The 25,247-nt window shown below is 58.1% G+C and carries 27 protein-coding genes and 1 other RNA gene; 19 read left to right on the top strand and 9 right to left on the bottom strand.

Annotated features, from left to right (window positions below; translation table 11 throughout):
* The first annotated feature begins 1 nt into the window (after nucleotide 1).
* Complete coding sequence (locus RUGAMON1_RS29475) at nucleotides 2–2,287, top strand: putative bifunctional diguanylate cyclase/phosphodiesterase (RefSeq protein ID WP_445233851.1); 2,286 nt, start codon at nucleotides 2–4, stop codon at nucleotides 2,285–2,287.
* A gap of 16 nt (nucleotides 2,288–2,303) precedes the next feature.
* Here RUGAMON1_RS29475 and RUGAMON1_RS29470 read toward each other — a convergent pair whose 3' ends face one another.
* Genes RUGAMON1_RS29470 through RUGAMON1_RS29460 form a run of 3 tightly spaced genes read right to left on the bottom strand, consistent with a single transcriptional unit; the run spans nucleotide 2,304 to nucleotide 3,615 of the window.
* Nucleotides 2,304–2,606, bottom strand: a complete 303-nt coding sequence (locus RUGAMON1_RS29470) for a hypothetical protein (RefSeq protein ID WP_116993451.1) — start codon at nucleotides 2,604–2,606, stop codon at nucleotides 2,304–2,306.
* Nucleotides 2,607–2,645: 39 nt separating this feature from the next.
* Nucleotides 2,646–2,945 carry an antibiotic biosynthesis monooxygenase family protein gene (locus tag RUGAMON1_RS29465; protein WP_445233850.1) on the bottom strand — a complete coding sequence of 100 codons (300 nt, stop codon included), beginning with the start codon at nucleotides 2,943–2,945 and terminating at the stop codon, nucleotides 2,646–2,648.
* Between the two features lie 25 nt (nucleotides 2,946–2,970).
* Nucleotides 2,971–3,615 carry a TetR/AcrR family transcriptional regulator gene (locus RUGAMON1_RS29460; protein WP_445233849.1) on the bottom strand — a complete coding sequence of 215 codons (645 nt, stop codon included), beginning with the start codon at nucleotides 3,613–3,615 and terminating at the stop codon, nucleotides 2,971–2,973.
* A gap of 189 nt (nucleotides 3,616–3,804) precedes the next feature.
* On the opposite strand from RUGAMON1_RS29460, the gene RUGAMON1_RS29455 reads away from it, so the two are divergent.
* From RUGAMON1_RS29455 to RUGAMON1_RS29445, 3 genes are all read left to right on the top strand, one after another.
* Nucleotides 3,805–4,647, top strand: coding sequence for a hypothetical protein (locus RUGAMON1_RS29455; protein ID WP_445233848.1), 843 nt, complete (start codon nucleotides 3,805–3,807; stop codon nucleotides 4,645–4,647).
* A gap of 191 nt (nucleotides 4,648–4,838) precedes the next feature.
* Nucleotides 4,839–5,199, top strand: a transfer-messenger RNA (tmRNA) gene (gene ssrA / locus RUGAMON1_RS29450).
* Nucleotides 5,200–5,360: 161 nt separating this feature from the next.
* Nucleotides 5,361–6,623, top strand: coding sequence for a tyrosine-type recombinase/integrase (locus RUGAMON1_RS29445; protein ID WP_445233847.1), 1,263 nt, complete (start codon nucleotides 5,361–5,363; stop codon nucleotides 6,621–6,623).
* Here RUGAMON1_RS29445 and RUGAMON1_RS29440 read toward each other — a convergent pair.
* Complete coding sequence (locus RUGAMON1_RS29440) at nucleotides 6,620–6,805, bottom strand: helix-turn-helix transcriptional regulator (protein WP_445233881.1); 186 nt, start codon at nucleotides 6,803–6,805, stop codon at nucleotides 6,620–6,622. The genes RUGAMON1_RS29445 and RUGAMON1_RS29440 overlap by 4 nt on opposite strands.
* A gap of 857 nt (nucleotides 6,806–7,662) precedes the next feature.
* Here RUGAMON1_RS29440 and RUGAMON1_RS29435 point away from each other — a divergent pair.
* From RUGAMON1_RS29435 to RUGAMON1_RS29390, 10 genes are all read left to right on the top strand, one after another.
* Entirely contained in the window at nucleotides 7,663–8,529 is an 867-nt protein-coding gene (locus RUGAMON1_RS29435; protein ID WP_445233846.1) for a phage integrase N-terminal domain-containing protein, read from the top strand.
* Nucleotides 8,530–8,691: 162 nt separating this feature from the next.
* Nucleotides 8,692–9,378, top strand: a complete 687-nt coding sequence (locus tag RUGAMON1_RS29430) for a DUF6348 family protein (protein ID WP_445233845.1) — start codon at nucleotides 8,692–8,694, stop codon at nucleotides 9,376–9,378.
* Nucleotides 9,379–9,475: 97 nt separating this feature from the next.
* A complete protein-coding gene (locus tag RUGAMON1_RS29425) occupies nucleotides 9,476–9,787 on the top strand; it encodes a hypothetical protein (protein WP_445233844.1) in 312 nt (103 codons plus the stop codon).
* Nucleotides 9,788–10,366: 579 nt separating this feature from the next.
* Nucleotides 10,367–10,750, top strand: coding sequence for a hypothetical protein (locus RUGAMON1_RS29420; protein ID WP_445233843.1), 384 nt, complete (start codon nucleotides 10,367–10,369; stop codon nucleotides 10,748–10,750).
* A gap of 442 nt (nucleotides 10,751–11,192) precedes the next feature.
* Nucleotides 11,193–11,504: a hypothetical protein gene (locus RUGAMON1_RS29415; RefSeq protein WP_445233842.1), complete on the top strand. Its 312-nt coding sequence runs from the start codon at nucleotides 11,193–11,195 to the stop codon at nucleotides 11,502–11,504.
* Nucleotides 11,505–11,611: 107 nt separating this feature from the next.
* Entirely contained in the window at nucleotides 11,612–12,004 is a 393-nt protein-coding gene (locus RUGAMON1_RS29410; protein ID WP_445233841.1) for a hypothetical protein, read from the top strand.
* 588 nt (nucleotides 12,005–12,592) lie between these two features.
* On the top strand, nucleotides 12,593–13,006 hold the full coding sequence (locus RUGAMON1_RS29405) for a hypothetical protein (protein ID WP_445233840.1): 414 nt from the start codon (nucleotides 12,593–12,595) through the stop codon (nucleotides 13,004–13,006).
* A gap of 185 nt (nucleotides 13,007–13,191) precedes the next feature.
* Nucleotides 13,192–13,515: a hypothetical protein gene (locus RUGAMON1_RS29400; RefSeq protein WP_445233839.1), complete on the top strand. Its 324-nt coding sequence runs from the start codon at nucleotides 13,192–13,194 to the stop codon at nucleotides 13,513–13,515.
* A 244-nt stretch (nucleotides 13,516–13,759) separates the two neighbouring features.
* The gene (locus RUGAMON1_RS29395; RefSeq protein WP_445233838.1) at nucleotides 13,760–14,101 is read left to right on the top strand and encodes a hypothetical protein; all 342 of its coding nucleotides are present in this window, start codon (nucleotides 13,760–13,762) and stop codon (nucleotides 14,099–14,101) included.
* A gap of 693 nt (nucleotides 14,102–14,794) precedes the next feature.
* Nucleotides 14,795–15,238, top strand: coding sequence for a hypothetical protein (locus tag RUGAMON1_RS29390; protein WP_445233837.1), 444 nt, complete (start codon nucleotides 14,795–14,797; stop codon nucleotides 15,236–15,238).
* Between the two features lie 564 nt (nucleotides 15,239–15,802).
* Here the strand turns inward: RUGAMON1_RS29390 and RUGAMON1_RS29385 are convergent.
* Nucleotides 15,803–16,024, bottom strand: coding sequence for a hypothetical protein (locus tag RUGAMON1_RS29385; protein WP_445233836.1), 222 nt, complete (start codon nucleotides 16,022–16,024; stop codon nucleotides 15,803–15,805).
* A 582-nt stretch (nucleotides 16,025–16,606) separates the two neighbouring features.
* Between RUGAMON1_RS29385 and RUGAMON1_RS29380 the strand changes: the two genes are divergently transcribed.
* From RUGAMON1_RS29380 to RUGAMON1_RS29365, 4 genes are all read left to right on the top strand, one after another.
* Entirely contained in the window at nucleotides 16,607–17,938 is a 1,332-nt protein-coding gene (locus RUGAMON1_RS29380; RefSeq protein ID WP_445233835.1) for a sensor histidine kinase, read from the top strand.
* Nucleotides 17,938–18,690, top strand: coding sequence for a LytR/AlgR family response regulator transcription factor (locus RUGAMON1_RS29375; RefSeq protein WP_445233834.1), 753 nt, complete (start codon nucleotides 17,938–17,940; stop codon nucleotides 18,688–18,690). The genes RUGAMON1_RS29380 and RUGAMON1_RS29375 overlap by 1 nt, the downstream gene beginning before the upstream one ends.
* A gap of 65 nt (nucleotides 18,691–18,755) precedes the next feature.
* A complete protein-coding gene (locus tag RUGAMON1_RS29370; protein ID WP_445233833.1) occupies nucleotides 18,756–19,790 on the top strand; it encodes a S41 family peptidase in 1,035 nt (344 codons plus the stop codon).
* A gap of 162 nt (nucleotides 19,791–19,952) precedes the next feature.
* Nucleotides 19,953–20,183, top strand: a complete 231-nt coding sequence (locus RUGAMON1_RS29365; protein ID WP_445233832.1) for a hypothetical protein — start codon at nucleotides 19,953–19,955, stop codon at nucleotides 20,181–20,183.
* Between the two features lie 35 nt (nucleotides 20,184–20,218).
* Here RUGAMON1_RS29365 and RUGAMON1_RS29360 read toward each other — a convergent pair whose 3' ends face one another.
* Nucleotides 20,219–21,238, bottom strand: coding sequence for a sensor domain-containing diguanylate cyclase (locus tag RUGAMON1_RS29360; RefSeq protein ID WP_445233831.1), 1,020 nt, complete (start codon nucleotides 21,236–21,238; stop codon nucleotides 20,219–20,221).
* Nucleotides 21,239–21,358: 120 nt separating this feature from the next.
* Here RUGAMON1_RS29360 and RUGAMON1_RS29355 point away from each other — a divergent pair, with 120 nt between their 5' ends.
* The gene (locus RUGAMON1_RS29355; protein ID WP_445233830.1) at nucleotides 21,359–22,468 is read left to right on the top strand and encodes a DegT/DnrJ/EryC1/StrS family aminotransferase; all 1,110 of its coding nucleotides are present in this window, start codon (nucleotides 21,359–21,361) and stop codon (nucleotides 22,466–22,468) included.
* 2 nt (nucleotides 22,469–22,470) lie between these two features.
* Here the strand turns inward: RUGAMON1_RS29355 and RUGAMON1_RS29350 are convergent, their stop codons facing one another.
* The 3 genes from RUGAMON1_RS29350 to RUGAMON1_RS29340 all read right to left on the bottom strand — a co-directional run bounded on the left by RUGAMON1_RS29350 (nucleotide 22,471) and on the right by RUGAMON1_RS29340 (nucleotide 25,124).
* Nucleotides 22,471–22,935 carry a carboxymuconolactone decarboxylase family protein gene (locus RUGAMON1_RS29350; protein WP_332854746.1) on the bottom strand — a complete coding sequence of 155 codons (465 nt, stop codon included), beginning with the start codon at nucleotides 22,933–22,935 and terminating at the stop codon, nucleotides 22,471–22,473.
* Between the two features lie 96 nt (nucleotides 22,936–23,031).
* A complete protein-coding gene (locus RUGAMON1_RS29345) occupies nucleotides 23,032–23,919 on the bottom strand; it encodes an RNA polymerase sigma-70 factor (RefSeq protein ID WP_445233829.1) in 888 nt (295 codons plus the stop codon).
* A 95-nt stretch (nucleotides 23,920–24,014) separates the two neighbouring features.
* Nucleotides 24,015–25,124, bottom strand: a complete 1,110-nt coding sequence (locus RUGAMON1_RS29340) for a hypothetical protein (RefSeq protein ID WP_445233828.1) — start codon at nucleotides 25,122–25,124, stop codon at nucleotides 24,015–24,017.
* Between the last annotated feature and the right edge of the window lie 123 nt (nucleotides 25,125–25,247).

The raw sequence follows: 25,247 nt of genomic DNA, 5'->3' as shown, positions 1-25,247 counted from the left end.
CATGGACAGCATGCGCTACCTGTACCTGCTCAACGCCGCCATGTACGCCGTCATCGGCGCGGCGCTGCTGCTGGTATGGCGGCGCCATCGCACTCAGGCCTTCGCCCACCACATGGGTTGCTCGACGCTGTTCGCCGCGCTGATCCCGCTCGCCTACCTGATCCACACCACGGCGCCGTCGCCGTTCGACAAGCTGGGCGTGCCGCTGGTGCTGGTGGGCGCCATCCCCAACCTGCTGTTCCTCGGCTCCGGCGTGATGCAGCTGGCCGGGCGCCGCCTGGCGCGCGGTGCCGCCATCGCCATCGGCGTGGCCGCCGCCGCCGCGCTGGTGGCGCCGGACGTCGCCGGCAAACTGTTCTACTGGCCGCTGTGCAATCTGCTGGTGCTGTGCGCGCTGGGCGCGCTGGCCACGCGCTGGCTGTGGCGCACCCACGCGCTGGAACGCCTGGTCGGCCCCTTGCTGATCCTGCTGGGCCTGAATCAGCTGCTGCTGGTGCTGTACGGCGAGCAGGGCATCGCCGCCAATATCGTGTTCGGCACCGTGCTGCGCGCCGCGATCGGCACCGTCTTCGTGCTCAGCGCGCTGGACGGCGCGCTGCGCGACGCCGGCAAGCTGGCCACCCGCTTCCAGCTGCTGACCGAGCACTCGGTGCAGGGCGTGGTGGTCACCGACGGCCAGCGTATCCTGTACGCCAATCCGGCGGTGCGCGCCATCTACGGCATGCCGCTGGGGCAGGGCAACTACACGGTGTTTGCCGACCTGCCGCCGGAGAGCTTCAGCGACGAGCAATTGCAGCGCCAGCACCGGCTGCTGCAGGAAGGCAAGCTCGACATCGCCAGCTGGGAAGGCCGGCGCGAAGTGGCCGGCGGGCGCGAGCTCGAGCTGCGCTTCGAGGCGTGGCGGGTGGAGTGGGATGGCGTCGGCGCCACCCAGATCCTGATCACCGACGACACCGAGCGCAACGCCAGCGCCCGCGCGCTGGTGCACCAGGCCACGCACGACAAGCTCACCGGCCTGCCCAACCGCGCCGTGCTGATGCAGCGCCTGCGGGAATACTGCTACCTGGCCGACGGCTCGCTGCACTGCACGCTGGTGGTGCTCAATATCGACCGCTTCAAACTGTTCAACCAGAGCCAGGGCCATGTGGCGGGCGACCACGTGCTCAAGGCCTTCGCCGCCAAGCTCAAGGACGCGCTCGGCGCGCGCGCCGAACTGATACGGCTGGGCGGCGACGAATTCGCCATCGTCGATCCCGACGAAGGCAACGCGCGCGACATCGGCGAGCGCCTGAAAAACGCCTGCGTGCAGGCGCTGACGGTGCCGGGCGGCGAATACTTCATCGACGCCTCGATGGGCATGGCGGTGTTCCCCGACAACGCCGGCAACGCCGAGGCGCTGCTGCGCGCCGCCAACGCCGCCATGTACCAGGCCAAGCGCACGCCGGGCACCGCGCTGGCCATGGCCGAGCAGCGCTTCGAGCAGATGTCGAGCCAGACCCTGGACAACGAACAGGCGCTGCGCAAGGGCATCAAGAACCACGAGATCTACCTGGACTACCAGCCCAAGATCGACGCCGTCACCGGCAAGCTGCTGGGCTTCGAGGCGCTGGCGCGCTGGGTGCGGCCGGGCATCGGCTGGGTCAGCCCGGTGGAATTCATCGCCATCGCCGAGCGCACCGGACTGATCCCGGAACTGGGCGCGATGCTGCTGGAACAGGCCTGCCGCCAGATCGCCGCCTGGTGCGCCGAACTGGGCGACTGCGTGCCGGTGGCGGTCAACGTCTCGCCGATGCAGCTGCTCAACCGCGGCTTCCTGCAGATCGTCGAGCAGACGCTGGCCGACACCGCGATCCCGCCGCGCTGCCTGACCCTGGAGATCACCGAAAGCGCCGCGGTCGACAACCTCGACGACACCCGGCTGCAGCTGCAACATCTGAGCACGCTGGGCATCGACGTCGCGATGGACGATTTCGGCACCGGCTTCTCGTCGCTGAGCATGCTGCGCCAGCTGCCCTTGAGCACGGTGAAGATCGACCGCGGCCTGATCGACCCGCTGCCGGCGCCGGACGCGGTGGCGGTGGTCAAGGCGATCTGCCAGCTGGCCGCCGCGCTCGAGTTGCAGGTGGTGGCCGAAGGCATCGAAACGCTGGAGCAAGCGGTGGCCGCCCGCGACGCCGGCTGCCACGCCTTGCAGGGTTTCTTCTACGCGCGCGCGCTGACCGTGGCCGACGCCGGCGAATGGATGCGGCGCCAGCAGGCCGAAGCGGCCGGCCTGCTGGCCAGCTGATTCGTGGACGGCAGGCCTAGGCGGCGGTGGAGCCGAAGCCGCCCATGATGGCGTCCGCCTTGGCGCCCTCGTCCTCGTCGTAGATATCGATGGTCAGCATGGCGCCGCTGCGCTGGCGCGCCTGCGCGGCGGCGGCCGGCCCGCCCGGCGTCAGCGAGTCCAGCAGGTTGCCGACCATGCTGGTCGACACGCTGGGCGGCAGCGTCGTATGCTTGGTCAGCTTGACGCAGGACGGCGGGAAGCCGCTCGACAGCAGAGCGCTGCGGGCGCTTTCGGCGTCCGTCACCTGGTCGAAATTGCGATGGATGGTACGTGTCATGATGAGCCTCCGTCTTGAGACTGGACAGCGATGGGCGGCTTAAAAGCCGGGGACCACGGTTTCGAAATGTTCCACTTTCGGCGGCAGGGCGAAATGGCCGCCCACCAGCCCGCGCCAGACCAGGAAGCCCTGGCTGGCGCGAAAATCGACCAGATGGTTGTCCAGCGTTTCCCAGCCCACCACCAGATGATACGTGTCCGGCACTTCGATGTCGCGGTCCAGGCGCATCGACAGGCAGCCGGTGGCGGCGCGGAAGACCGGCACCGCCTCGGCCACCGCGGCCTGGAAGGCGGCGTGGGATTCGGGTTTGATGTACAACTCGGCGATTTCATAGATCATAGGGCATTCCTTTCAAGATACGCCTCTATTGTGCCTCAAGCGCGGCCGGCGTGCGCAAGATGAACAGCATTGCCTGCCGGGCCAGTTGCTGGACGTCGACGCCGCGGCCGGGTTGGTACCATTGCACCGTCCAGTTCAGCGCGCCGAAGATCAGCAGGCGGTCGAATTGCGAGGGCATGGCCCAGTCGCCGGAACGGTGCAGCGCGGCGATGGCCTGGTCCCACACCGCCTCGTAGCGGTCCTTGAGGGCGACGAGGCGGGCGCGCGATGCTTTGTCCAGCGAGCGCCACTCGTACAGCAACACGGCGATGAAATGATGGTCGGGCGCCAGCAGGGTATGCAGATGGGCCTCGACCAGCTGGCGCAGTAGCTCGCAGGGCGGCAGCGGCTGGCGGGCGATGGCTTCGATCTCGGCCAGCGAGCGGGCCAGGCCTTGCTCCATGATGGCGGCCAGGATGTCCTGCTTGGACTTGAAATGGTAAAACCAGCTGCCGGCCTGGATGCCGGCGGCGGCCGCGATCTCGCGCACGGTGGTGTTGTCGTAGCCCTTGGCGCGGAACAGCTGGGCCGATTTCTCCAGCAATTCGGCGCGCAGGCCGCCGCCTTCCCCCTTGTGGGGCCGCCCGCGTTTCTTGGGGCTGGCAGCGGCGAGGACGGCGGCATCGGGCATGGCGTGGGCGCGGGCGCGGATAGTGTGGCTTTCATTTTAATGCAGAGCACCGCTTGCACCCGAAAAAGCATGCAGAAATCCTATTTTATGCTGCGTCGCAACAACGCTGCGCAAGGATGGCCTTGAGGCAGATCAGAGATGTGGCGTGGAGCCGGGATTAAGCTGGCTGGATAGGGTAGGGGCCGTTCCATGCATGCGAAAAATAACGCGTTAGCTCAGCTTGACAACGGCCGCAGTGGTGCCGAGGATGAGGATATGAGCCCGGACATGGAAATATTAAGGCAGGAGATGGGTGCCGGCTTCAAGGAGGTCAACGCCCGGATCGATGAACTGCGTCACGAGACCACGGCGCGGATAGATGAACTGCGTCACGAGACCTTGGCGCGGATAGATGAGACGCGTCGCGAAGTCACCGCGCGGATAGACGATTTGCGTAAGGAAACTGCAGACAACTTCAAGGCGGTCGATGCCAGGATAGAGCAGGTTCGGCAGGAGACTGCGGAGAACTTCAAGCTGGTCGATGTCAAGATAGAGCAGGTTCGGCAGGAGATTGCGGAGAACTTCAAACTGGTCGATGTCAAGATAGAGCAGGTTCGGCAGGAGACTGCGGAGAACTTCAAACTGGTCGATGTCAAGATAGAGCAGGTTCGGCAGGAGACTGCGGAGAACTTCAAACTGGTCGATGTCAAGATAGAGCAGGTTCGGCAGGAGACTACGGAGAACTTCAAATTGGTCGATGTCAAGATAGAGCAGAGTCGGCAGGAGACTGCGGCCCATTTCTTGGCGATGAATACTCAAAATTACGAATTGCAAAGAGACACGTCAAGTCGCTTAGATGGCATGCACAGGGAAATTAGTGGTCGTATCGACAATCTGCACCGTGAAACCACCATCCGCATCGACACAGTGATACATGAAAGTCAGAAGCGGATGGATCGCAGTGACGCCCAGTTTCGTTGGCTGGTCGCGCTGATGATCTCTGGTTTTCTCGGGATTTTGGGGCTGTTGGCCAAAGCTGGACAGTTGCTGTAACGAGCGGAGAATGTTGGTGCCGGTATATTTCCCGACCGCCGGCGCCGGTAGTAGCCGCCTCCGGGAGGCGCTAAATGGTCGTTCTGTGTGAGAACTGCAATCATCATAACGGGCAAATATGACGGGCGTTTGACGTGCGCTTCAGGGGGAGGGTGCGAAGGCGGGCAAAGTGCGGTAGAATGGAGTTCTGTGGGGTCGACCTGGTTTCGACGTGGGTTGCAAAGCAGCGCAGGGCATACCGAGGGCGGGCTACCTCGTAAATACAACCTGAAAAAACTTAACTGCAAACGATAACTCGTACGCACTGGCAGCTTAATTGCTGTTAGCTCCACAACACCTCGTCCCTGGGGTGGGCCGTTAAAAGCTGTGGAGTCATTTACAGGGACTCGCGCTGTGAGGGGTCACTTCAATCCGCGCTAAATCTAAGGTGAATCGCTAGTCCAAAACGTGCACATCCGTGTTGTACTGGTTAAATTAAATGATAGTGCTAAGTATGTAGAACTGTCTGTAGAGTGCTTGCGGACGCGGGTTCGATTCCCGCCGACTCCACCACTGAACAATGCAAGACCATCCAACGCCGTCCTCGTGACGGCGTTTTTCTTTGGGTCTCCCTCTGGGAGACGTCTCCAGGCATCCATAATTTTCCTGTGCCAGCTCAATACTGCGGGGGGCTTAGTGGGGGTATTCTCCAAAAACAGATGGAGGGTAATACCATGCGCGGGGGTATTGCGACAGGGAAATTGACTGACAAGGCGATCAAAGCTTTTGTTGCCAAAGCTGAAATTGGCAGGAAGCTAGCCGACGGTGGCGGCCTGTACCTGTTCATCACGCAAGCCGGCAACCCAACCTGGCGCATCAAGTATCGGCTGGACGGCAGGGAGAAGGTTTATTCCATAGGCCCTTACCCGCTGATATCGCTTGCCGCTGCCCGGCTGGAATGGGGCGAGGTCAAGGCAAAAATTTTGGCAGGCAAAGATCCTGTTGATAGCCGTCGCCTGGCGCGCGTATCCCGTGCCACTGCCGCTGGCCATACCGTCGAAGTGGTGGCCGGAGATTGGCTGAACATGAAACGGACGGAGTGGAGCGAGACGCACCACGTCAAGTCCGCTCGAGCGTTCGAGCGCGACGTTTTTCCCTTGCTGGGCAAACTACCGATTAGCGCCGTCACCCCCGCAATGGTTGCGACGACCATTCAGACGATCCAGAATCGGGAAGTGTTGGAAACAGCTTCTCGTATCCTGCAGCATCTCAACGGCGTATTTCGCTACGCGCAGGCAAAAGGGCTATGCCGCGACAACCCGGCCGCACCGGTCAAAGAAATCCTGCCGCGCAAGAAGAACGGCAGCCATATGGCTGCCTTGCTTGATTGGCCATCGCTGGGGGATGTCCTGCGTCGTGCAGAACTGGCCCGGCTGTCGAACGCCGTGCGTCTCGCCCACAGGCTATGCGCCTTCACTGCCGCGCGCATCGGAAATGTCGTTGAGGCAGAGTGGAGCGAATTTCATCTCGACGATGAACAGCCGACCTGGATAATTCCGCGTTCTAAAATGAAGGTAGTCAGCAGGGCGATTGATCATCGCATCCCACTGTGCACGCAGATCGCTGAAGAGATGCGCCAGTGGCAAACCATGACGCGCTTGCGGAAAAACCTCTACGTGTTTCCGTCACCAACTGGCGCACGTCACATAGGCCGTGAATCCGTCGAGAAGGTCTACCGTGTGACACTTGGCCTGGCTGGCAAGCATACACCGCATGGCTGGCGCAGCGCTTTCTCTACACTGGCACGCGACAACGGCTTTGAACGCGATGTAGTGGAGCTGGCGCTGGATCACGCCCACGACAACGAAGTTGTACGCGCCTACGACCGGGGCGAACGTTTCGCGCAGCGGGTTCTGCTCTATCGTTGGTGGGGCGATATGCTGTACGCCGCGCAAAGTGGCGCTCGGATTATCCCGCTCGACGCCGCACGCCACTAGGTCCGACGATTTGCGCGAACACGGCTCTCGACCCATGCCTGCACTTCCTCTTTCACCCATCCCGCTGTATTGGGTGTGATCTTGATCTGGCTCGGGAACTGTCCGCGCTTCGCGTAAGCGTAGACCGTGCTGCGCGAAAGCCCGCAGATCGCGAGCACTTCGGGTAAGCGTATCAGGTGCATATTCGTAGGTCCCATGATTACCTCCTTCGTCTGTTTGGATACGATACGATGCGCTGGTGGTCGCGCAAGCTCCACTCGAAATAGGACCTTTTTTTGGGGGTGTTTTCGCATTAGCGTCGGCGACAAATAAATCGATGAGAATTTTAACTCGTGATCCCGGCGCGATGCCCGGTGGAGGATAATATGCTTTTCGACGCGAAGGATCGCCCTTCGCGCAACTTGGCATCGCGCCAGGCGTAGCGCTCGTCACGCGCCCTTAGTCTCCACATTCGTTTTTAGATTGGCTTCGCCTTTGAGCGAACCTGCGATCAGCCTGGACTGGCTGCATCCATATTGCGCATCCTTCCCCTGAGGACGTTGCGCTTCACATCGTGCGCATTCACGCACCGTCACCACCTCACGCGGCGATCTGCCGCCGCGTGCATGTCGATACGCCGCCATAGTCCGCGGCGCAAATCGCGCGTCGTTACTGGCGGCCTGCTGCCAGTGACGACGCGCTAGCAACCAAGCGCTATATGGGCTCCGCCGCTGTTTTCTCAGTGACGGCGGCAAGTGACAGTGGATCTACCGCTATCAGCGCAGCAGAACGCTGCTTGCCAACCTTGCCCCTCGTGGGCCGACAACGTGTGCGAGGCACACCCCATGGACCCTGGGTAACTGGTCCCACCGCGATCAGGCTTCTACAAGGAGCGGATCGCGGCGCCATACGCGCATGCGGCGCGGGCAAGCAGTGAATAGACCGCATACACGGGAGTGGTGTCCCGGGGCCTTTACAAACCGTCCTTGCTGCGGCAAGCACGGTGGCCAGAAACACTCATCTGACTCGACTACACCAAGTTTGATTTTAGGAGCATGCGATGCGCGACTTGAACTATCAACTCAAGCAGCTGTGCGACCGTAATCGCGATGGCAGCTATGCCACGCAGTCCGATCGCGCGCGGATACTCTCGCACGTAGCCAACCAGTTGCACGATCTCGGATATCGCCATATGAATGCTGACAGTCTGCGTCCCAAGCATGTGGACGCGCTGGTGCAGCAGTGGAAGGCCGATGGAGTCAGCGCCGGCACGATGAAGAACCGTATGAGCGCCATGCGATGGTGGGCGCAGAAGATCGGCAAGGACAACATCATCGCGCGCGACAACGGCAGCTATGACATCGACAAGCGCACCTTCGTCACCAATATCTCCAAGGCCAAGGTGCTTGACGATGCGCGCCTGGCGAAGATCACGGATGCCTATACGGCCATGTCTCTGCGGTTGCAATCCGCGGTTGGCTTGAGGCGCGAGGAGAGCATCAAGATCGTGCCGGCGTGGGCCGACGGCGGCGATCGACTGAAGCTCAAGGATACGTGGACCAAGGGCGGCAAGTATCGAGAAATCGCCATCCGCACGCCGGAACAACGCACCGTGCTCAATGAGGCCAAGCGGCTTGCCGCTGGCGGTAGTCTCATTCCGTCTAACCTCAGTTATCGCGATCAGCTTCAGCGCTTTCGAGCTCAGTGTGATAAGGCGGGAATCCACGGTGTTCATGGGCTGCGCCACAACTACGCGCAAGAACGCTACCGCCAGCTCACCGGCTGGCAATGCCCGGCGCGAGGCGGCCCCCGATCATCTCAGTTAGGGCCGGAACAAAGGCAGCGTGATCTCTCGGCGCGGTTGCTACTGTCGGACGAAATGGGGCACGGCAGAGAGCAAATCACGGCGGTGTACTTGGGCCGTTAGAACACGGCGCGGTGTTCTCAGGTTTGCGTTAGTCAGATTATTGTGACAAATTGTGAATTTTCCTTGGCGGCAAGAATGTTATGCTGGCTGCAGAAGCGGTATTGATTCGATGGGCCGAGTTCGGCCAAAAACGGTCACTCGAAAAATTTCATTACATGGTAAATGCTGCGATATCTACTTAGACGATTTTCTACGAGACAGGTCATCCCAGAATCTGCGAATCCTAGGACCTCAGACTTTCTTGTTCGCTTGTTCGAGGGGCACGGTATCGAGTGTACGACCCACAACGATTGGGTTGTTCCAAATTCTGAACTTCCGGCCTTAAGAGCGACGTGGTTCCCAGGTTCATCGAGCGGGCGTTTAGATGTACAAGCGATTGTCAGAGAGGGTGTGACGATTGACGAGTGCTTTGCAGGCATCGGCGAAGGTGAAGTTGGTCTAAACGATGCCCTGACGAACTTCACCGTTAACTCCTTTCATGTCCTGCTTGCTGCACTTTGGAATCAGAACGATGACACGCAAGTAACCACGGAAGACTGGAGTATTGGTGGGAGGCGATACACGGCATTTATAGGAAACTTCGGGACTCGTGGCTCAGAAGGAGTTACAGCGGACATACCGGCTGACTTATTTGCTCAGCTAGAAAACGTCATCAAACTTGACTCTCTGATGGGCGACCTGCATTGGTTTCGATTCTTCTTCTGCAACGTCGCTGGACAACGCACATTTGAAGCATTAAAGGATAATGAAATTTGGGAGGCAGGAACCCGCTGTCTTGAAGGCGCTCAATGGGCGGACAGTATGGGCTACTACAGCGTCCGATTGTTTGTGGCACTCCGCGCCAGCTAGCCGATGGTCGCAAAGGATGGCCAAATTAGAGCTGCAATGAAACGTGAGGCAAGGTTCGGCCAGCAGCAGCCGTTCGACATGCATTTATTTTGATACTATGAAGCCCGACCTGCATACCGCACCAAACGGATTTTTGAGCCTTGACTTTTGCGACTACGATTCTCCGTTGGCAACGTCCATCTCAGATTTCCTGGAGACGGATTGGGGCTTTAGGCGCGATGGTCCGACAGTTTTTGGAATGGACGAAGGCGTTTCTCCTAATTTCGTGCGCGGTGAAATTGTGTTAGCAGCCGGATGGGATAATTGGTCGGGGCAGTATCTCCTATCCAATTCCAGAGAGGGAGATGAGATACTGCGTCAGATTTTCGGCATGATTTCGCCTGGTAACGAGTTCAAGAAAACCAGCTAACGAAAGGCGGTTCGGCGGGAACCGGCCAACAGCGGACACATCCGGTTGTGATGTAATTTGGAATTAATATGAGTGCGAGATTTGCCGACGGAGCAGGTTACCTTACGATGTACCCCGATCTGAGACGTTGGATTAATAGCTGCGCCTGCTGTCAGTTTACAGGTTACAAGCCGGAGATGCCGCCAAATGATGAGCCTCTTTTTAAAGGGCAGAACCTGCGACGGTATTTTCAGCCGTTGGCGCTAGACTCGGAAGGACTGTGCGTCCAATGTAGCGCTGCATTGAGGAAATAACTATAGGTTTTGCTGAAGCTTGTGGTCCCTGGCGACCTATTTCGGCCACAACCCGACGTTGAAATTTGAAGATTTGAGGAGTTGAGAATGGCAGGACAAGGCGGCCCGGACGAGGAAACTTGGAGCAAGATGACGCCAGCTCAAAAGCGAGGTTATTGGATTTCCATTTTCACCGTGGTAGGCATCGTTCTGGTATTGTTTATTATTAGCTTGTTTCGCTGACTAGGTGCTAACGGCCAGAAGCCGTCACTGACAATTTGTAGTTTCACAGAAGATTTAGGCAATCATGTTACGTTCATTGTTCACTATGCTGATGATGCTGGTGTGCTTGCCAAGCAAGGCTGAGTGCGGGAAACAGATTTCGATTGATACCAATTTCCTTAGCTATGAAGGCTCGCTGACCCTGGGCACCTTGAAAAAGCGCTATGGTGAATGGTGTCAAGGACACGGTCCCGTTAGCTGGTACAAGGAAGCATCTGGTAAAGAAGTATGGTTTTGGTGGAAAAAGCCAGCTGTGGAAGCTGCATCTGAACAAGATGCGGATTCATACCAAGTTCTATTTGTGGCGCTAGTTAAGCCAACGGACGAGAATTCCCAGGAAATCATCTGGCCGCCTGCGCTGAAGGGGAAGTCTGCGGAACAGATACTTACGGACGCTTATCGAGATTGATGGTCGACAGCCGGCCAACAGCAGACGCACCGGATTCACCCTAAACACTGTCAGGATGCAATGAAAGTATGTCGTCTAATCGCGTGGGTTTATGCCGTTATCGTCTTTGTGGCGGCTAGCTTCGCTTGGTACACCGACATTCGTCTTTTGAATTCGGGGTACGAACATATGTTGCCCGACTTCTTGCTCATTTTTGTCTCATCTCCGGCGTCTCTTTCGTTGGGACCACTCTATGAATGTTTTCCTACTTTTTTTGACATGCCTTTTGCTGAACTTACTTGGATTACGTTGTGTGGGATTGGGCAGGCGAGTGCTTTATTTTTCGCGGAACGTCTGATTTCTCCTATACAGAAGCACATCAGTAAAACGTAATGCTGTGAAGCTGAGCCTAGGTCGGCACTCGGCCCGGAGCCGCCGTTCGACATGAATTTATGTTTACACTATGAAGCCGGAACTGCATATCGCATCAAACGGATTTTTGAGCCTTGACTCTGGCGACGACGATTCTGCATTGGCAATGTCTATCTCACTTTTCTTGGAAACAGATTGGGGCTTTCGTCGCCAGGGGCCGGCAGTTCTTGGAGTGGATGAAGGTATCTCTCCAAATTTCGTTCGAGGTGAAATTGTTCTTGCAGCCGGATGGGATAATTGGTCGGGGCAGTACCTACTGTCCAACTCTAAAGACGGAGATGAGATACTACGCCAGATTTTCAGTATGATTTTGCCGAGCAACGAATTCAAGAAACAAAGCTAACAAAAGCCGGTTCGTCGCAAACCGGCCAAGAGCAGACGGTTCGTGTTCCGTGACACTTAAATGACCAACCTAGAAAATAGCATGAAAAAATATTTTTTATTTCAATATTGTTTATCGCCAAACTAGCATTTGGCGCAGATGAAATTATGCTTCCGCCGGAAGGCTTTTCCTCGGCTGAAGCTATACGAAAATGTGAAGCACATTTAGCTCAGTTAGCGAGCTATCAGAAGAAGGTGAGCGAGACAGCAAATGGCTACACGAAAATAGATCCAAATGCGAACTCATTTATTTATATTTTTACCACTGCCGCGGAACCTGCTCACCCGGCTATGATAAGAATCACGCTACATCGCATGGCTGATTTCCGGCATCCCGCGCCTAGTGAAATTGAGACTTTTGGTTCCTATGCGGGTAACGAGAGCGATTTTCTTGCTTGGGGGAGCCGTGTTACATATGATCTGGGAAGAGGTTTTGGCGATGCAGTAAACGGCAGTAATTAGGCGGCTTTCACGCTGTCGCTTGTACCGCAAGCAGCCAGAACCAGTCCTTGGCCTAGATTTGCGAGATGCCTCTCCACTAAAAAATAGAGAAAAATAAGAATGAGAAAAAGAAGTATTGTTCGTGGCGTTTTGGCCGCCATAGTTTCGCACTACATTGTACTTTTCGGCCTGATTCTTCTTTTTTGGCTGATGCGGCCTTTTGTATGGGCTGCAATTTACGGAGTACCATTTCAGCCGGTGAAAGGCCCGATGGATCCAAATTCGGGTGAGTGGCTTGTGTCGCAGGGGATTGGTTTCTTAAGCTGGGTCGCGGGCGGGTATGCTGCGTGCCGTTGGGATAAGACGGGCTCAAATAGGTCGTTGCTCGCCATAGGTCTAGTGTTCTTGGTACTGATGACCTTGGGCAGTACGCCCGAGACTTCGATGCTGGTTCGAAAGGCTATATTCTATTTAGAGATTCCTTTGGCCTTGGGCGCAGGGTGGCTTCTATACCGGCGTTCTGAATCAAGATGTAACGCTTTGAGTGGAACAGAAGTCTGCGAATGATAAGTTCCCTTTCGGCCAGTAACAGACATTGATAGGATAAGCGTGGGCGTGCAAGATGACTTGATCGATTTGGTCGAGTTGCGAACCAATAAGTTTGCTCCATTTCTGCCTGATGACTCACAGGTCAACCCTGGGGTGTATGGTGCTGAGCTCGCTTTCTGGCTCGTGCAAAAGTTAGCGGCTCACGGCATAGTTACCAGCTATCCTGAATATGAGGATTGGGGATGGTATTTAGATTACGCATCGAGCGACGGTTCCGAGTTTGCAATTCATTGCGGTAACGTCGATGGAAAAGACGATGTTTGGCTACTATCCTTGCGTCGTTACGGACGTAAAATGTTTGGGCGCGATAAACCATCCTTTAATATGGCGTCGGTGTTGATTAAAACTATCCGCGAGGTTCTTGTCGAAGCTGAGATACCGACACAAGATTTGCCCGGTAGTCAGTTGGGCTGAAATCAGCTGCGGATTCAACCGGTCTATGCAACATACTATATCGATTATATTGCGCGCAAGATCGAACCGTTCGCATACGATGCGAGCTATTTTGCGGAACGAGAAGATGTGTGTTTGTTTGATGCTCTGATACGATAAGTTTGCATTTCGAAAACCTTGCCAAATAATTGAAAGTCGGATCTCAAATGAATAATCCATCCAAGAAATTAAGAGTTATCGCCATCTCATTCAAGATTCTTTGCTTCATCGGGTTGTTAATTTCGGCCAGGATGCTAGCAACGCACGGCTTCGACTGGACCATGCTGTTTCTCCTGCTCAGCACGGCCGGTATTATTTCGGAATCGAACGCACGAATTGCGTCCATGCTCGGCAGCGATGCAAGAGCGGCGCTGTCAAATAATAGGCAAAGAAAGGGCGAGGAGAGAAGCACGGAATCCAAGGTTCTAGGGGCGATGACCGCGGTGGCTCTCCTCTGTCTCATTGCATCGACGATCTATTCTCTACTTTAGGGTATCTCGGCGTCCGCTTAGTGGATGGAATTGACTACCGCGCGCCTTCACGCGGCCAGCTATCTTATCCATGAATGGTGGGACGGTAGTGATGGCCCAAACCGACACGGAGCTTTTGACTCGTGGGTCGAGACTTTGGATGCTGTGTCTCAGTTCATTGCCGAGTCTGGATGGGAAATCCATTGGAAATAAAATGTAAGACTGAATCCGGCCAAAAGCTGCCTGTCAATAACTAAAGAACGACGTGGATACGAAAAGCCTATTGGATGGTTTAAAGACAGTCTCAAAGTATGCCTTTCTGCACGCGATTGTGACTGCGGCGGCATGGCTTGGACCACTTAGTTATGCTGCGTTGGGGTTAGGTTTCAAGGACAAAGAAACATGGACTTGGCTAGACCATTTAGTCTCGGAAACTGCACTGCCGTTAGCGAACACGTTGACAACGCCAGGGCGTTACTTTACTTGGGAGGGGGATGGTGGCTTTTTGATTCCTGCCCTTGTAACTAGCCTATGCTGGGGAACTGCTATTGCTGTCGTCGTCAATGCATTAAAGCGATTTCGGTTGAGAGAAGGCCAAAAGATTTAAGACCCTGCTTGGCTGTGCTCGGCCACTAGTCGCCACTGGTGTTATCCACTTGATTTGAATATGCTGACTTACGTTAAAAGACACTGGAATGAGCTTCGAGGTGATGAACATGACGCCTGGGGCACCTCTTGGTGGTACTTCGAAGTTGATGATGAAGGCGTGGTACTTCGTCAGATTGAGCAGTACGATTCGGGTGTTCGCCTATGTTATGGTGAACAGCATATAGAAGATGAGTTTGGCGGACTAAGCCAAGCCCCGTTGGGTTTATCTGAGGTCGGGTACACTTCAATCTCATCACAAGATTTCGAGGCAGCCTGGAGCCTCTCGTAGATATGCCGCAACCGGCCAAAAGCGGAAGTCGCTAGCCCACGAACAATGGAATTGAAGGAAACCGATGATTAGCAAGGAAAGCGCTCCAGTTGGTTGGGCTGCACTTATGTACGAACTGGAAGACGCACAGGAGCATTTAGCGACTCTTATTTCGGAGATGAACAAAGACCCCGAATATGACGAAGCAAATTTGCGAATTGACCTTGGGCACGTTTTTTCGCATTTGAATAGAGCTTGGCATCGACGGAACCACGCTGATGACGTTGATGAAGAGACTTGGCAACGAGCCAGTCAGTTTCCTACAGACCTAGACCCGATATAGGGCATGGAACGAGACGGACCGAATTCGGCCAGGAGCAGCCGTTGAGCGATATTAAGGGCGTTAAGATGCGGAATTTGGTTGTGAGTCTGTTCGTTACGCTGGCATGTCTTCATGTGAATGCCGCTGAAACCATGACCATGGGGGCCGCCGTAAAGCTTGCCGAAGTCTTTGTTGCGGAAAACGGCTATACAGACCTGCCTGAGTCAGACGTTAAGCAGGCACTCGATAACGAGAGCATTGAGTGGACCTTTGCCCGAAAAGAGCTTTTGAAGCAACGACGTAACACCTTGTTGCCGACGGCCATTGGAGCGAAATATAGTCGCAAAAATGGTCAAGCAGGATGGAGTGTGGCATTTGATTATACCAGCCAACGTGGCAATCCTGGCTCATGCCGCGTTGTAACAATGAAGTCGAATGGCCGTGAGATACGAATCGAACATGTTGATGGTATGCGAGAACATTTTCTGGGTTTTGAAAAGCGCTAACGGCAACTACCGGCTGAACTTTTGTAATTTCACAGGCCATCATGAAACGACGATCAACAATTCTTGCCTCACTACCGATTTCGCTCGGCATCCTATTTTTAAATGAAATTGAGTGCGTTTTTGTAAAGTGCCCGCTTTCTAACTCGTATTTTCGTAGCTGGCTAATCACAACTCTTAGTGTGATTGAACTATCTGTTCTTACGTTGGTATTCATACTGCCAAGCGTTCTGTTCTTGCGGTCAAAAAAAACTCCCCTTTTTTTTGCCATCGCGGTAGCGTTCATCTGGGCAGGTGCATTCACATTCCTTCTTCACTACACACAAGGGCCGTTGACGTTAGCAAATGCAGTTCGGTATATTTTCTTCCCTCTTTCAGTAGGTTGGGGTACTTTTGCACTGCTCGTAACAACTCAGTGGCCTAACCGTTATGTAAGTGGGACACGTTAAATCGCGTGCATAAATTCAGATGTAATGTCGCCCTTTCGTCTAAGTCAACGTCCGCAACGGGGCGTAAGCGGAAGTCGGGTTTCCATTGGTTGTAAATTAAATCTATTTAACTTTTTAATTAAATTGTATTTTCTTGAGGCTGGTGGGTGAAAATATGGGAAAATGAAAAATCCATGAATTTTTCATAAGGGAATATTACTGAAGCCGCTGCACCCGAAATCAAGTGACGCTCCGTCGGGAGTATTTGAATAAATTGCGGAATCGAACTATTTCCATCCATTGAGCTGCGATACGCCTGCTGATCGTCGGTTGAGTATTGTGCTTTGGCAGCGGTAGGCATGTTGTTTTAGGTTCTACGACGAGAGCCGATCCGCAGTTTTTATCTGAAACCAAGCCGATGCCATCCCTTCCTATTGCTAAAGGGGTATTGATGGGGATATTTATATTCGCGAACCTTACATTTTTTCTTTAACTCGCTGATTTTTAATAGATTTATTTACTGAGTTCGATTGACGCCGACCCACCACTGATTAAAAACAAAGGCCCCTGCGCGCAAGCGCAGGGGCCTTTGTTTTTAATCAGCGCTGTCGCCGGGCGGGAATCGAATCCGCGTCCGGCACGGACGTCGGGGCGGAGCGGGGGCTTCGCCCCGCATGCGGGGCGCCCGCGCAGCGGGTTGCGCTTGCAAGCGCAACCCTCTCCGATTCGACTGACTTCAAAATCGCCTTTGGCGATTTTGCGCTGGCGTCATCTATAAAAAAAATCGCCGCAGTCACCCCCAGGCCCAAGCCGCGATCCGGCCGCCGGCATTCATCCGCCCGGCGCCGGTTTCCTCCCCGATTTGCGGTCATTCGTCGCATGGGCGAAAACCCGCGCACCCGAGCCGCTAGAATGGCGGGACAAGCTCAACTCGAGGAATTTAATGAGTTCTCCCGCATTTCTGCCATTCAACGCTCCTCCCGTACCGGAGGTCAAGCACGACCGCCGCCTGGTGCGCCGCTACCTGCTGCAATCGGCGCTGCGCTTCAACGCCGGTTCGCTGCTGTTCGTGTCGCTGGCGATCGCGCTGCTGCCGCTCTGGCTGAAACTCGGCCCGACTGCGCCGGGCGAAGTAGAGACTCGCAAGCTGACTCCGTACATTGTCGGCGGCGTTGTGCTGGCGGTGATGGCCTGGCTCGCGCTGATGTCGAACGGGATCGCCCGCGGCTTTCTCGCCCGGCTGGGCGAGGAGGGCAAGCCACTGAGTGCCGAGGCGATGGCTTCCTCGGTGACGCGCCGCATCGATGCGCCGTTCAATCCCTATACCACCTTTGACCTGTGCACCGAATCCCTGTCGGGACTCGCGCTCGGCACGGCACTTGGCTACTCCGGTCCGCCGGCGTTCTTCCACGACCCTTTCAAGGGCCGGATCGTGCTGGGCCGCTGGCGCCCGTTGGCGCTGGGGCGCCATGTCGAGGTGAGGGTATCGTCCGATTTGGGCCCCAGCTGCCACATCGAGCTGCGCTGCCGTCCGGGCCTGGCCTGGTTCGCGATCCAGCAGGGCGAGTCGCTGAAGACCGCCGAGATGGTGTCCGCCCAACTGCGCCAGCACCTCGCGCGCCATGCCAACGCGCTGGATGCGGTTCGGCGTGAACGCGAGCTGGAACGCACCTCGCTGCAGGCGCGCCTGTCGGCCTTGCAGGCCCAGGTCGAGCCGCACTTCCTGTTCAATACCTTGGCAAATCTAAAGTACCTGATCCGCACCGACCAGGTGGCCGCGCAAGACATGCTCGACCACCTGGTCGGCTACCTGCAGAACGCGCTGCCGGACATGCGCTCGGTGTCCTCGACCCTGGGACGAGAAATGGATCTTGTCAGCGACTACCTGGCGGTGATGCGCATCCGCATGGGCGCGCGCCTGCGCTTCGACGTCGAAGTGGCCGAGGAATTGCGCAGCCTGCCGTTCCCGCCGGCGATGCTGATCTCGCTTGTGGAAAACGCCGTCAAACACGGTTTGGAGCGGGCCAGCCGGCCTGGCTTGATCACCATCGGCGCAAGGCATGAAAGCGACGGGACGGGCGAGCTGCTGAGCGTGTCTGTGGTCGACGACGGCGTCGGCTTGACCGAACAGGCCGGGCAGGGCACGGGGCTGGCGAATATCACAGAGCGCCTGCTGCTGCTGTACGGGCGCGAGGCCAGCCTGTTCGTGGCGCCCAGTGACGGACAAGGCGTGCGCGCCGTGCTGACGGTGCCTGTGGCAGGAAGCCGCGCCTGATGCCCAGCGCCCTGATCGTCGAAGACGAGCCTCTGCTGCGGGCGGAGCTGACGGACCAGCTGCGCATCCTGTGGCCCGAGCTGCAGATCGCCGGCCAAGTCGACAACGGCATCGACGCGATGGCGGCCATCGACGCACTGAAACCGGACATCGTATTCCTGGACATCCAGATGCCCGGCCTGAACGGCATGGAAGTGGCGCGCCATATTCCCGAGTCCTGCCAGGTGGTGTTCGTGACGGCCTACGCGGACTATGCGCTGGCCGCTTTCGATGCCGGCGCGGCCGACTACCTGGTCAAGCCTTTGACGACCGCGCGCCTGCTGCAGACGATCCGCCGCCTGAAGTCGCGCGCGGCCGCAAGCCCGCCGCCGGCCGTGTGGGAGAAGCTGTTCGAGCAGGAGAGCGCGCCGGTGTACCTCAAGTGGATCAAGGCTTCGAGCGGCAATACGGTGCGGCTGGTGATGGTGAGCGAAGTGCTGTACTTCCAGTCGGACGAAAAGTACACACGGGTGGTGACGGAGAGAGGCGATGCGCTGATTCGGTTGCCTATCAAGTCCCTGCTCGAACAGCTGGACCCGCAGCTGTTCGCGCAAATTCACCGCAGCGCCATCGTCAACCTCCAGGCTGTCGACCGGATCGAGCGCAGTGAGCAGGGGGCGCGCGGCGGCGCCGGCCTGGAGGTGATCCTGAAAGGCCGGACCGAGCGCTTGACCGTTAGTGAGGGGTTTACCAGGCAGTTCCGCCAGATGTAATCGGCCGCCCTCGTGCCGACGGCGAGCAATTAATCGTTTCCACATAATGATCTGAAAGGAAAATAATGAAAAAGAAATGGATGGTCACACTGTCTTTGTTATTGCTGGCCGAGACAGGAGCAATTGCCAGCACGCCCCCGTCGCCGCCGACATTGGAGGTTGACCGGGCGACCCGGCTGGAGGTCATCGATACGCTGGTTGCCAAGTTGAATGCCAACTACGTTTTTCCGGACAAAGCCCAACAAGCCGAGGTCGTCTTGCGCCAGCACCAGCGCGAGGGCAAGTACGATGGGATCACGGACGGTAAACAACTGGCCAAACAGCTGTTGGATGACATTAATGGCGTTGTTCACGACAAGCATATGTTGGTAGATGTCAGTGCCCGCCCGGTGCCGCCCGATGATGCAATGCCGCCGCCACCCAAGACGCGGGCGGAGTGGGAAAAACAGGTGCCGCCTGCCGTGCTTGAAAGGGTCCTCGCATCAAACCTTGGCGTGGAAAAGGTTGATCACCTTGGCCCCAATATTGGCTACCTGCAGATTTCCTCTTTCGGGCCGGTTTTCCTCGTCTCCGACAAGTTCGCCGCGGCGATGAACGAACTCGCTGACACCGATGGCCTCATCATCGATCTGCGCAACAACGGCGGTGGCGGGGGAGACGCAGTGGCGCTACTGATCAGCTATCTTGTTGACGAGCGCACCCGCCTCGACGACAGCTGGGAACGTGCGACCGGCATCACCACGCAGTATTGGACGCGGGACAAGCTTGACGGCAAGCGCTATGGTAGCAAGAAGCCGGTCCTCATCCTGGCAGGCCCCGATACGAAGTCCGCCGCCGAATCATTCGCGTACCAAATGCAGGTGCTGAAACGCGCCACGGTGATCGGTGAACGCACCTGGGGCGGCGCTAACGCTTCGCGCCCATATCGTCTCAGCGAGCACTTTTTTGCCTTTATCCCAAGCAAGCGCTCGATCAGCCCAATCACCCATACAAACTGGGAGGGCGTGGGCGTCATCCCGGATGTTGCGGCAAAGGTGGACGATGCACTCGCGGCGGCCAAAGATCTGATGCAGCGACAACTGAATGGCCAACATCTTTAGTATGGCGCTGGACGTGCACTATGGCAGGCGGGACAGCTGCCAAGCGCACGCCGTCGTCAAAATCGCCGCAAGCTTATACGAACATAAGTGAGATGGCGCACGGTCGCTTCTTCCTCAGCGGGGGATGATGTACGACGTCGACCCAGTAAATACGGAGCTTCTATGGCCCGCATTGCCAGTTTGTGTCCGCAAAAGAAGTCTTACGCGATGAATAGAATGATCATTGCGCTTGGCCGCGCTATTGCCACGCAATCGATACCAATGAAAGACCGGGCGTCACGTTGGGCCGCCGCCTGGGGACTTCTGGCCGGCATCGAAACCCAAGGCGTTCGTTTGCGCCGTTCGTCCTTGCCACCGAACGTGCCTTACGAACGGCGCAAATCAGCGCGCTAGGCAATAGCGCGTAGTCGCGGGAGAAGTTCACCAGCTTAATCCGCTTTTTGCACGCGATTGCGGCCGGCGCGCTTGGCGGCATACAGCGCCGCGTCGGCACGCGACAAAAGATCGGTCATCGATTCACCGATCCGATGCTCCGCCACCCCTGCGCTGATCGATAGCCTGAGCCCGGACATCTCACCGTCCAGCCGGGTGGCGCACACCGCCTCGCGAAAGCGCTCGGCAAACGCCATGCATTCCATGTCACCGATACCTGATTGAAAAACCGCAAACTCATCGCCGCCAAAACGCACCGCGACATCGGACCGGCGCGAGTGCTGCTTGAGCAGCAGCGCGATATGGCGCAGCACCGTATCGCCGCCGAGATGACCGTGCGCATCATTGATGTCCTTGAAGCGATCGACATCGAACACCAGCAAGGCCAGCCGCGTGCCTTCATCGCGCTCATGCAGTTCGATCAGGCGCGCGGCCGCGTCTTCCATGTAGTAGCGGGTGAACAGGCCGGTCAGGGGATCGCGCACCGCCAGTTGGTAGTAGCGGCGCCGGTCTTCCTCCATCGCGGCATAGCTGATCTGGGCCAGCCGCAGATCGTCATAGGCAACCTGAAGCTCCTTGTTGGCGGCCACCAGATGCTGCGCATGCTGATGCTCGCGCGTGACATCCTGATAGATCGTGACGAAACCGATCGCCTGCCCATCCGGGTCATGGATCACCCGGCCGGTAATGTCGAGCACGGTACCATCGGCGCGGGTGCGGGTGAACTGGTGCGGTTGAAACATCATGCTCAGCCGGATGCGTTCCCTGGCCTGGTCGTCGGGATCGCCGGGGCCATAGTCGCCGCGCTTGGCGTTAAACAGGAACAATTCCTGCAACGTCACACCCGCATGCATAACCTCTTGCGGGAAATCCAGCAGGCGGCAGAACGCGTCGTTCCAGAATCGCATCTGCAAGCTGCGATCGATAATGGTCACGCCCACGGGCATGCACTGCATCGCTTCGACCAACTCGATAGTGCTGAGTTGCGAGATGTTGTTCGCCGGCTGATAGGTCATTTTCGAGGTCGCTACAAGTTGAGAACTGACGTCTGAAGTTTGTCGCAGTTTTATGGTATCACCGGGCGTCGCCTCGCTGGTAGAATCAACCTCCCCAGTTTCGTTGCCCAAACCACACCCATGCTCAAATTCGCCCAGCCCCAACTTGATGAAGACACCATCCAGGCCGTCGCCGCCGTGCTGCGTTCCAATTGGATAGCCACCGGCCCCAATGTCACTGAGCTGGAGCGCGCGCTATCGGAGAGTTTCGGCGCGCGTCCCACGCGGGTGCTGACGTCGGCGACGGGCGCGATGGAGATCGCGCTGCAAGTGTGCGGCATCGGCCCCGGCGACGAGGTGATCACCTCCGCCCAAACCTTCTTCTCCGCGATGAACATGATCGTCAAGGTCGGCGCCACGCCGGTGTTCGTCGATTGTGAACTGCACACCCGCGCCATCGACCTGGCGCAGGTGGAGGCGGCCATCACGCCGCGCACCAGGGCCATCATGCCGACCCACTTCCCCGGCGCGCTGGGCGACATCGACGCCCTGTACGCGCTGGCCAGGCGCCACCAGCTGCGCGTGATCGAAGACGCCGCATTGGTGCAAGGCTCGTACTGGAAAGACCAGCCGGTGGGCGGCTTCGGCGACATCGCCGTCTTCAGCTTCCACCCGAATAAAAACATGACCACCATCGAAGGCGGCGCCATCGTCGTCGCCAGCGAGGACGAGGCAAAACTGGTGGACCTGCTGCGCTTCCACGGCATCAAGCGCCTGCCGGACGACACCCGCGACGTCGCCGTCGCCGCCGGCAAATTCAATATGTCCGACGTGTCGGCGGTGATCGGCGTCCATCAACTGAAGCAGCTGCCGCGCTTCCTGGCGCAGCGCGCCGCGCTGGTCGAACGCTATTTCGAAAAATTCCCGCCGGTGCCGGGCGTGGTGCTGCCGCCGCAGGGCGTGCCGCGCCAGAGCTGGAACATGTTCAACGTGCTGATCCCGTACGAACAGTTCGGCCTCACGCGCCAGAGCTTCCGCGCCGCCTTGCAGGCGCAGGGCGTCGGCACCGGCATGTCGTATGAAGCCTGCCACCTGACCACCGTCGGCCGCGGCTACGGCTACGCCGAGGGCCAGTTCCCCAACGCCGAACGCATCGCGCGCGAAACCGTCACCTTGCCGCTGCACGCGGCGATGACGCTGGAGGATGTCGACCACGTCTGCGCCGTGGTCGCACAAGTCCTCAAGCGCTGACTTTACATACCGGGCGCCGGCACTTCCGGGATCTGGTTGCGCAGGCTGGCGTTGATGGTGTTCCAACCCTTGATCACGGCGATGGTGTAGCTGATCTCGGCGATTTCGTTATCGGTGAAGTGCTGCTGCAGCAGGGCGAAATCGTCGTCGCTCGGATGCTGGTGCGGGATCGCGTTGACCGCTTCGGCCCAGTTCAGCGCCGCGCGTTCGCGGTCGCTGAAAAATGGCGCTTCGCGCCAGCCGGCGATGGCGTTCAGGTGGCGCGGATTTGCTTCCTGCTTGATCAGGTCACGCCAGTGCATGTCGATGCACACGCCGCAGCCGTTAATCTGCGACACGCGCAGATTGATCAACTCCACCAGACGCGCGCCCAGCGAGCTTTTTTTGACGGAGCCGGACAACGCGATCATCGCGTGCAGTTGGGGTTGTGCCAGTTGGAAGAATGGAATGCGGGCAGAGTGGTTCATGATGGTGCCTTTCAGTCACTGAGGGCACACCATTGCGCCCTCCATACCTGTAAGACGCCCCGGCTTCGCGTTCTGTGACGGCTTTTTAAAAAAATCTCAAATAAATTGCGGCACGCCGGTCAGCTTGTCCGGATTGCGCACGATGAAGATCGCCGCGATGCGGCCATCCTCCACCTGGAAGGACTGCGCCGACTCCAGCTTGCCGCCCACGTAGCGCACCAGCCCCGGCACGCCGTTGACGCGCGCCTGCCGGTAGGCGACCTGGTTCGGGTTCTGGTGTTCCAGCGACCAGTACACGCCCGCCACACGCCCGGCGCCGTGCAGGATGTGCAGGAAGGAGTTGACCTTGCCGCCGCCGTCCGCCACCAGCTGCACATCGCCGGCCATCATCGCCTTCATGGCCGCGCGGTCGCCGACCTTGGCCGCCTCCATGAACTTGACCAGCAACTCGCGATGCTGCTCCTTCGGCACGTCGAAGCGCGGCTTCTGCTGCTGCACGCGCTCCTGCGCGCGATGCACCATCTGCCGGCAGGCCGATTCGCTCTTGCCCAGCATGCCCGCGATATCGGAGTAGTCCTGGTCGAACACCTGCCGCATCAGGAACGCCGCGCGCTCCTCCGGCGACAGCCGTTCCAGCACCCACAGGAAGGCCATCGACACCTCGCTCGCCAGCTCCGCGCTGCTCTCCGGCGTGCGTTCGTCCAGCTCCACGATCGGCTCCGGCAGCCACCAGCCGACATAGGATTCGCGCTCCGCCATGCGCGAGCGCAGGCGGTCGATGGCGAGGCGGGTGGTGATGGTCACCAGCCATGCTTCGGCCGATTGCACCGCCTGTTGTTCGCTGCCGTGCCAGCGCAGCCAGGCATCCTGCACCACATCCTCGGCGTCGGCGCGGGTGCCGAGCATGCGGTAGGCGATGGAGAACAGCCGTGGGCGCAGCGCGGCAAAGGTGGCCAGTTCGGCGGAGGTGGTGGTGTCGGTCATGGCGAGTAAAAGTAGTGGTCTTCCAGCGCAGACGCGCCAGCCACCTGTTTTGTGACATTTTACTTGCCAGCGCCTGCAAGGGCGCCGGACATGGTTTAAGGCTTGACCTTTTCCTGCACGCGCGTGACCAGTACATCGCCGTCGACGATGGTGCAGTCGATGATGTGGTTGCGTGAAGCCGGCGCGTGCCTGGAATACAGGTCGTGGTACTTGCCCGGATCCTCCAGCCGCAGGTCGATGCGGAAGATATCGAGCTTGTTGGATTCCTTGATCTGGCGCACGCGCTGCTTGCGGATCTCGGCTTCCTTGTCGCTGCGGCCGTGCATCTCCGGGCCTTCGAAGTAGCGTATCAGCGCGCATTCGATGACGTCGATGCGGTCCTTCAGCAGCACGTCGGCCGCCACCGGGTTGTCGTTGGCGGGCAGCTCGGCCGGGTCGCCGTCGTCGGAGATCACTTCCACGTTCATGCGCTGGATCAGCAGCAGCATGTCGTTGTCGTCGCTGTTCTGCTGGTGGATGCGCTGCACCGCCGGCAGGCGCGCGCGCGCCAGGCGGCCGAGCGGGTCCTTGGTCTGGCCGACGTATTGCACCTTGCTCTGGAAGGTCAGCCCATTCTCGTAGTGCTGCAGCACGTCGTGGATCGACAGCGCCTCGATCAGGCCACCCCAGTTCAGGGTGATGAAGCGGTCGGTGACCACCACGCTCGGCTTCTTCAGCGTGGCGGCGAACGGCACTTCCAGGTCCAGCGTGACACTGTCGCGCTTTTCCTCGGCGCCCACCAGGATGGGCACCGTCAGCTTGAGCGAGAAGAAGCCCCAGCTGGTGCTGCGGTTGGTGTCGAAGCGCACGCGCGGGCGGTTGATGGCGAAGAAGATCAGCCGCTTTTCCATCGTCGCTTCGAGGTCGAACTGCATGCGGCGCAGGTGGCGGCCGACCGGGTCGCGGATGTCGGGCGTTTCGGGGAAGCCGGCCACCAGGTCGTACCAGTGGAATTTGGCGTCGGCCACGGTCACCGCCCAGGTTTGCGGCGCGCTGGTGCGCTGCGGCATCAGCGGCAGCAGCTCGTCGATCTGCTCGGCCGGCGCGGCCATCAAGTCATGGAACGGCTCAGGCGCCTCGGCGAATAATGCGCCCACGCCCAACTCATCCGGCGACGGATCAGGGTAGTCGTCATCAGCGATTATGGCTTTGTAATCGCTCGTCATGGCGTGCGCTCCAGGGTCTCAAGTATTGGTTGCCCACAGTATAGTACGTCCCTGCAGATATTTCCATATTGCAAGTAAGCACGATGTGAATTCTCTCAACAATGTAACACTGCGAAGGCCGGC

The sequence above is a fragment of the Duganella rhizosphaerae genome, assembly GCF_040364205.1.
In the GTDB taxonomy this organism is placed as follows: domain Bacteria; phylum Pseudomonadota; class Gammaproteobacteria; order Burkholderiales; family Burkholderiaceae_D; genus Rugamonas; species Rugamonas rhizosphaerae.
The sequence above is the reverse complement of the archived record's forward strand: the minus strand, read 5'-3'. Positions and strand labels throughout refer to the sequence as shown.

Bases quoted from the DNA above. Each gene is read 5' to 3' on its own strand.
- RUGAMON1_RS29475 (WP_445233851.1), top strand. From the start codon at position 2: ATGGACAGCATGCGCTACCTGTACCTGCTCAACGCCGCCATGTACGCC.
- RUGAMON1_RS29470 (WP_116993451.1), bottom strand. From the start codon at position 2,606: ATGACACGTACCATCCATCGCAATTTCGACCAGGTGACGGACGCCGAA.
- RUGAMON1_RS29465 (WP_445233850.1), bottom strand. From the start codon at position 2,945: ATGATCTATGAAATCGCCGAGTTGTACATCAAACCCGAATCCCACGCC.
- RUGAMON1_RS29460 (WP_445233849.1), bottom strand. From the start codon at position 3,615: ATGCCCGATGCCGCCGTCCTCGCCGCTGCCAGCCCCAAGAAACGCGGG.
- RUGAMON1_RS29455 (WP_445233848.1), top strand. From the start codon at position 3,805: ATGCATGCGAAAAATAACGCGTTAGCTCAGCTTGACAACGGCCGCAGT.
- RUGAMON1_RS29445 (WP_445233847.1), top strand. From the start codon at position 5,361: ATGCGCGGGGGTATTGCGACAGGGAAATTGACTGACAAGGCGATCAAA.
- RUGAMON1_RS29440 (WP_445233881.1), bottom strand. From the start codon at position 6,805: ATGCACCTGATACGCTTACCCGAAGTGCTCGCGATCTGCGGGCTTTCG.
- RUGAMON1_RS29435 (WP_445233846.1), top strand. From the start codon at position 7,663: ATGCGCGACTTGAACTATCAACTCAAGCAGCTGTGCGACCGTAATCGC.
- RUGAMON1_RS29430 (WP_445233845.1), top strand. From the start codon at position 8,692: ATGCTGCGATATCTACTTAGACGATTTTCTACGAGACAGGTCATCCCA.
- RUGAMON1_RS29425 (WP_445233844.1), top strand. From the start codon at position 9,476: ATGAAGCCCGACCTGCATACCGCACCAAACGGATTTTTGAGCCTTGAC.
- RUGAMON1_RS29420 (WP_445233843.1), top strand. From the start codon at position 10,367: ATGTTACGTTCATTGTTCACTATGCTGATGATGCTGGTGTGCTTGCCA.
- RUGAMON1_RS29415 (WP_445233842.1), top strand. From the start codon at position 11,193: ATGAAGCCGGAACTGCATATCGCATCAAACGGATTTTTGAGCCTTGAC.
- RUGAMON1_RS29400 (WP_445233839.1), top strand. From the start codon at position 13,192: ATGAATAATCCATCCAAGAAATTAAGAGTTATCGCCATCTCATTCAAG.
- RUGAMON1_RS29385 (WP_445233836.1), bottom strand. From the start codon at position 16,024: ATGCCTACCGCTGCCAAAGCACAATACTCAACCGACGATCAGCAGGCG.
- RUGAMON1_RS29380 (WP_445233835.1), top strand. From the start codon at position 16,607: ATGAGTTCTCCCGCATTTCTGCCATTCAACGCTCCTCCCGTACCGGAG.
- RUGAMON1_RS29375 (WP_445233834.1), top strand. From the start codon at position 17,938: ATGCCCAGCGCCCTGATCGTCGAAGACGAGCCTCTGCTGCGGGCGGAG.
- RUGAMON1_RS29370 (WP_445233833.1), top strand. From the start codon at position 18,756: ATGAAAAAGAAATGGATGGTCACACTGTCTTTGTTATTGCTGGCCGAG.
- RUGAMON1_RS29365 (WP_445233832.1), top strand. From the start codon at position 19,953: ATGGCCCGCATTGCCAGTTTGTGTCCGCAAAAGAAGTCTTACGCGATG.
- RUGAMON1_RS29360 (WP_445233831.1), bottom strand. From the start codon at position 21,238: ATGACCTATCAGCCGGCGAACAACATCTCGCAACTCAGCACTATCGAG.
- RUGAMON1_RS29355 (WP_445233830.1), top strand. From the start codon at position 21,359: ATGCTCAAATTCGCCCAGCCCCAACTTGATGAAGACACCATCCAGGCC.
- RUGAMON1_RS29350 (WP_332854746.1), bottom strand. From the start codon at position 22,935: ATGAACCACTCTGCCCGCATTCCATTCTTCCAACTGGCACAACCCCAA.
- RUGAMON1_RS29345 (WP_445233829.1), bottom strand. From the start codon at position 23,919: ATGACCGACACCACCACCTCCGCCGAACTGGCCACCTTTGCCGCGCTG.
- RUGAMON1_RS29340 (WP_445233828.1), bottom strand. From the start codon at position 25,124: ATGACGAGCGATTACAAAGCCATAATCGCTGATGACGACTACCCTGAT.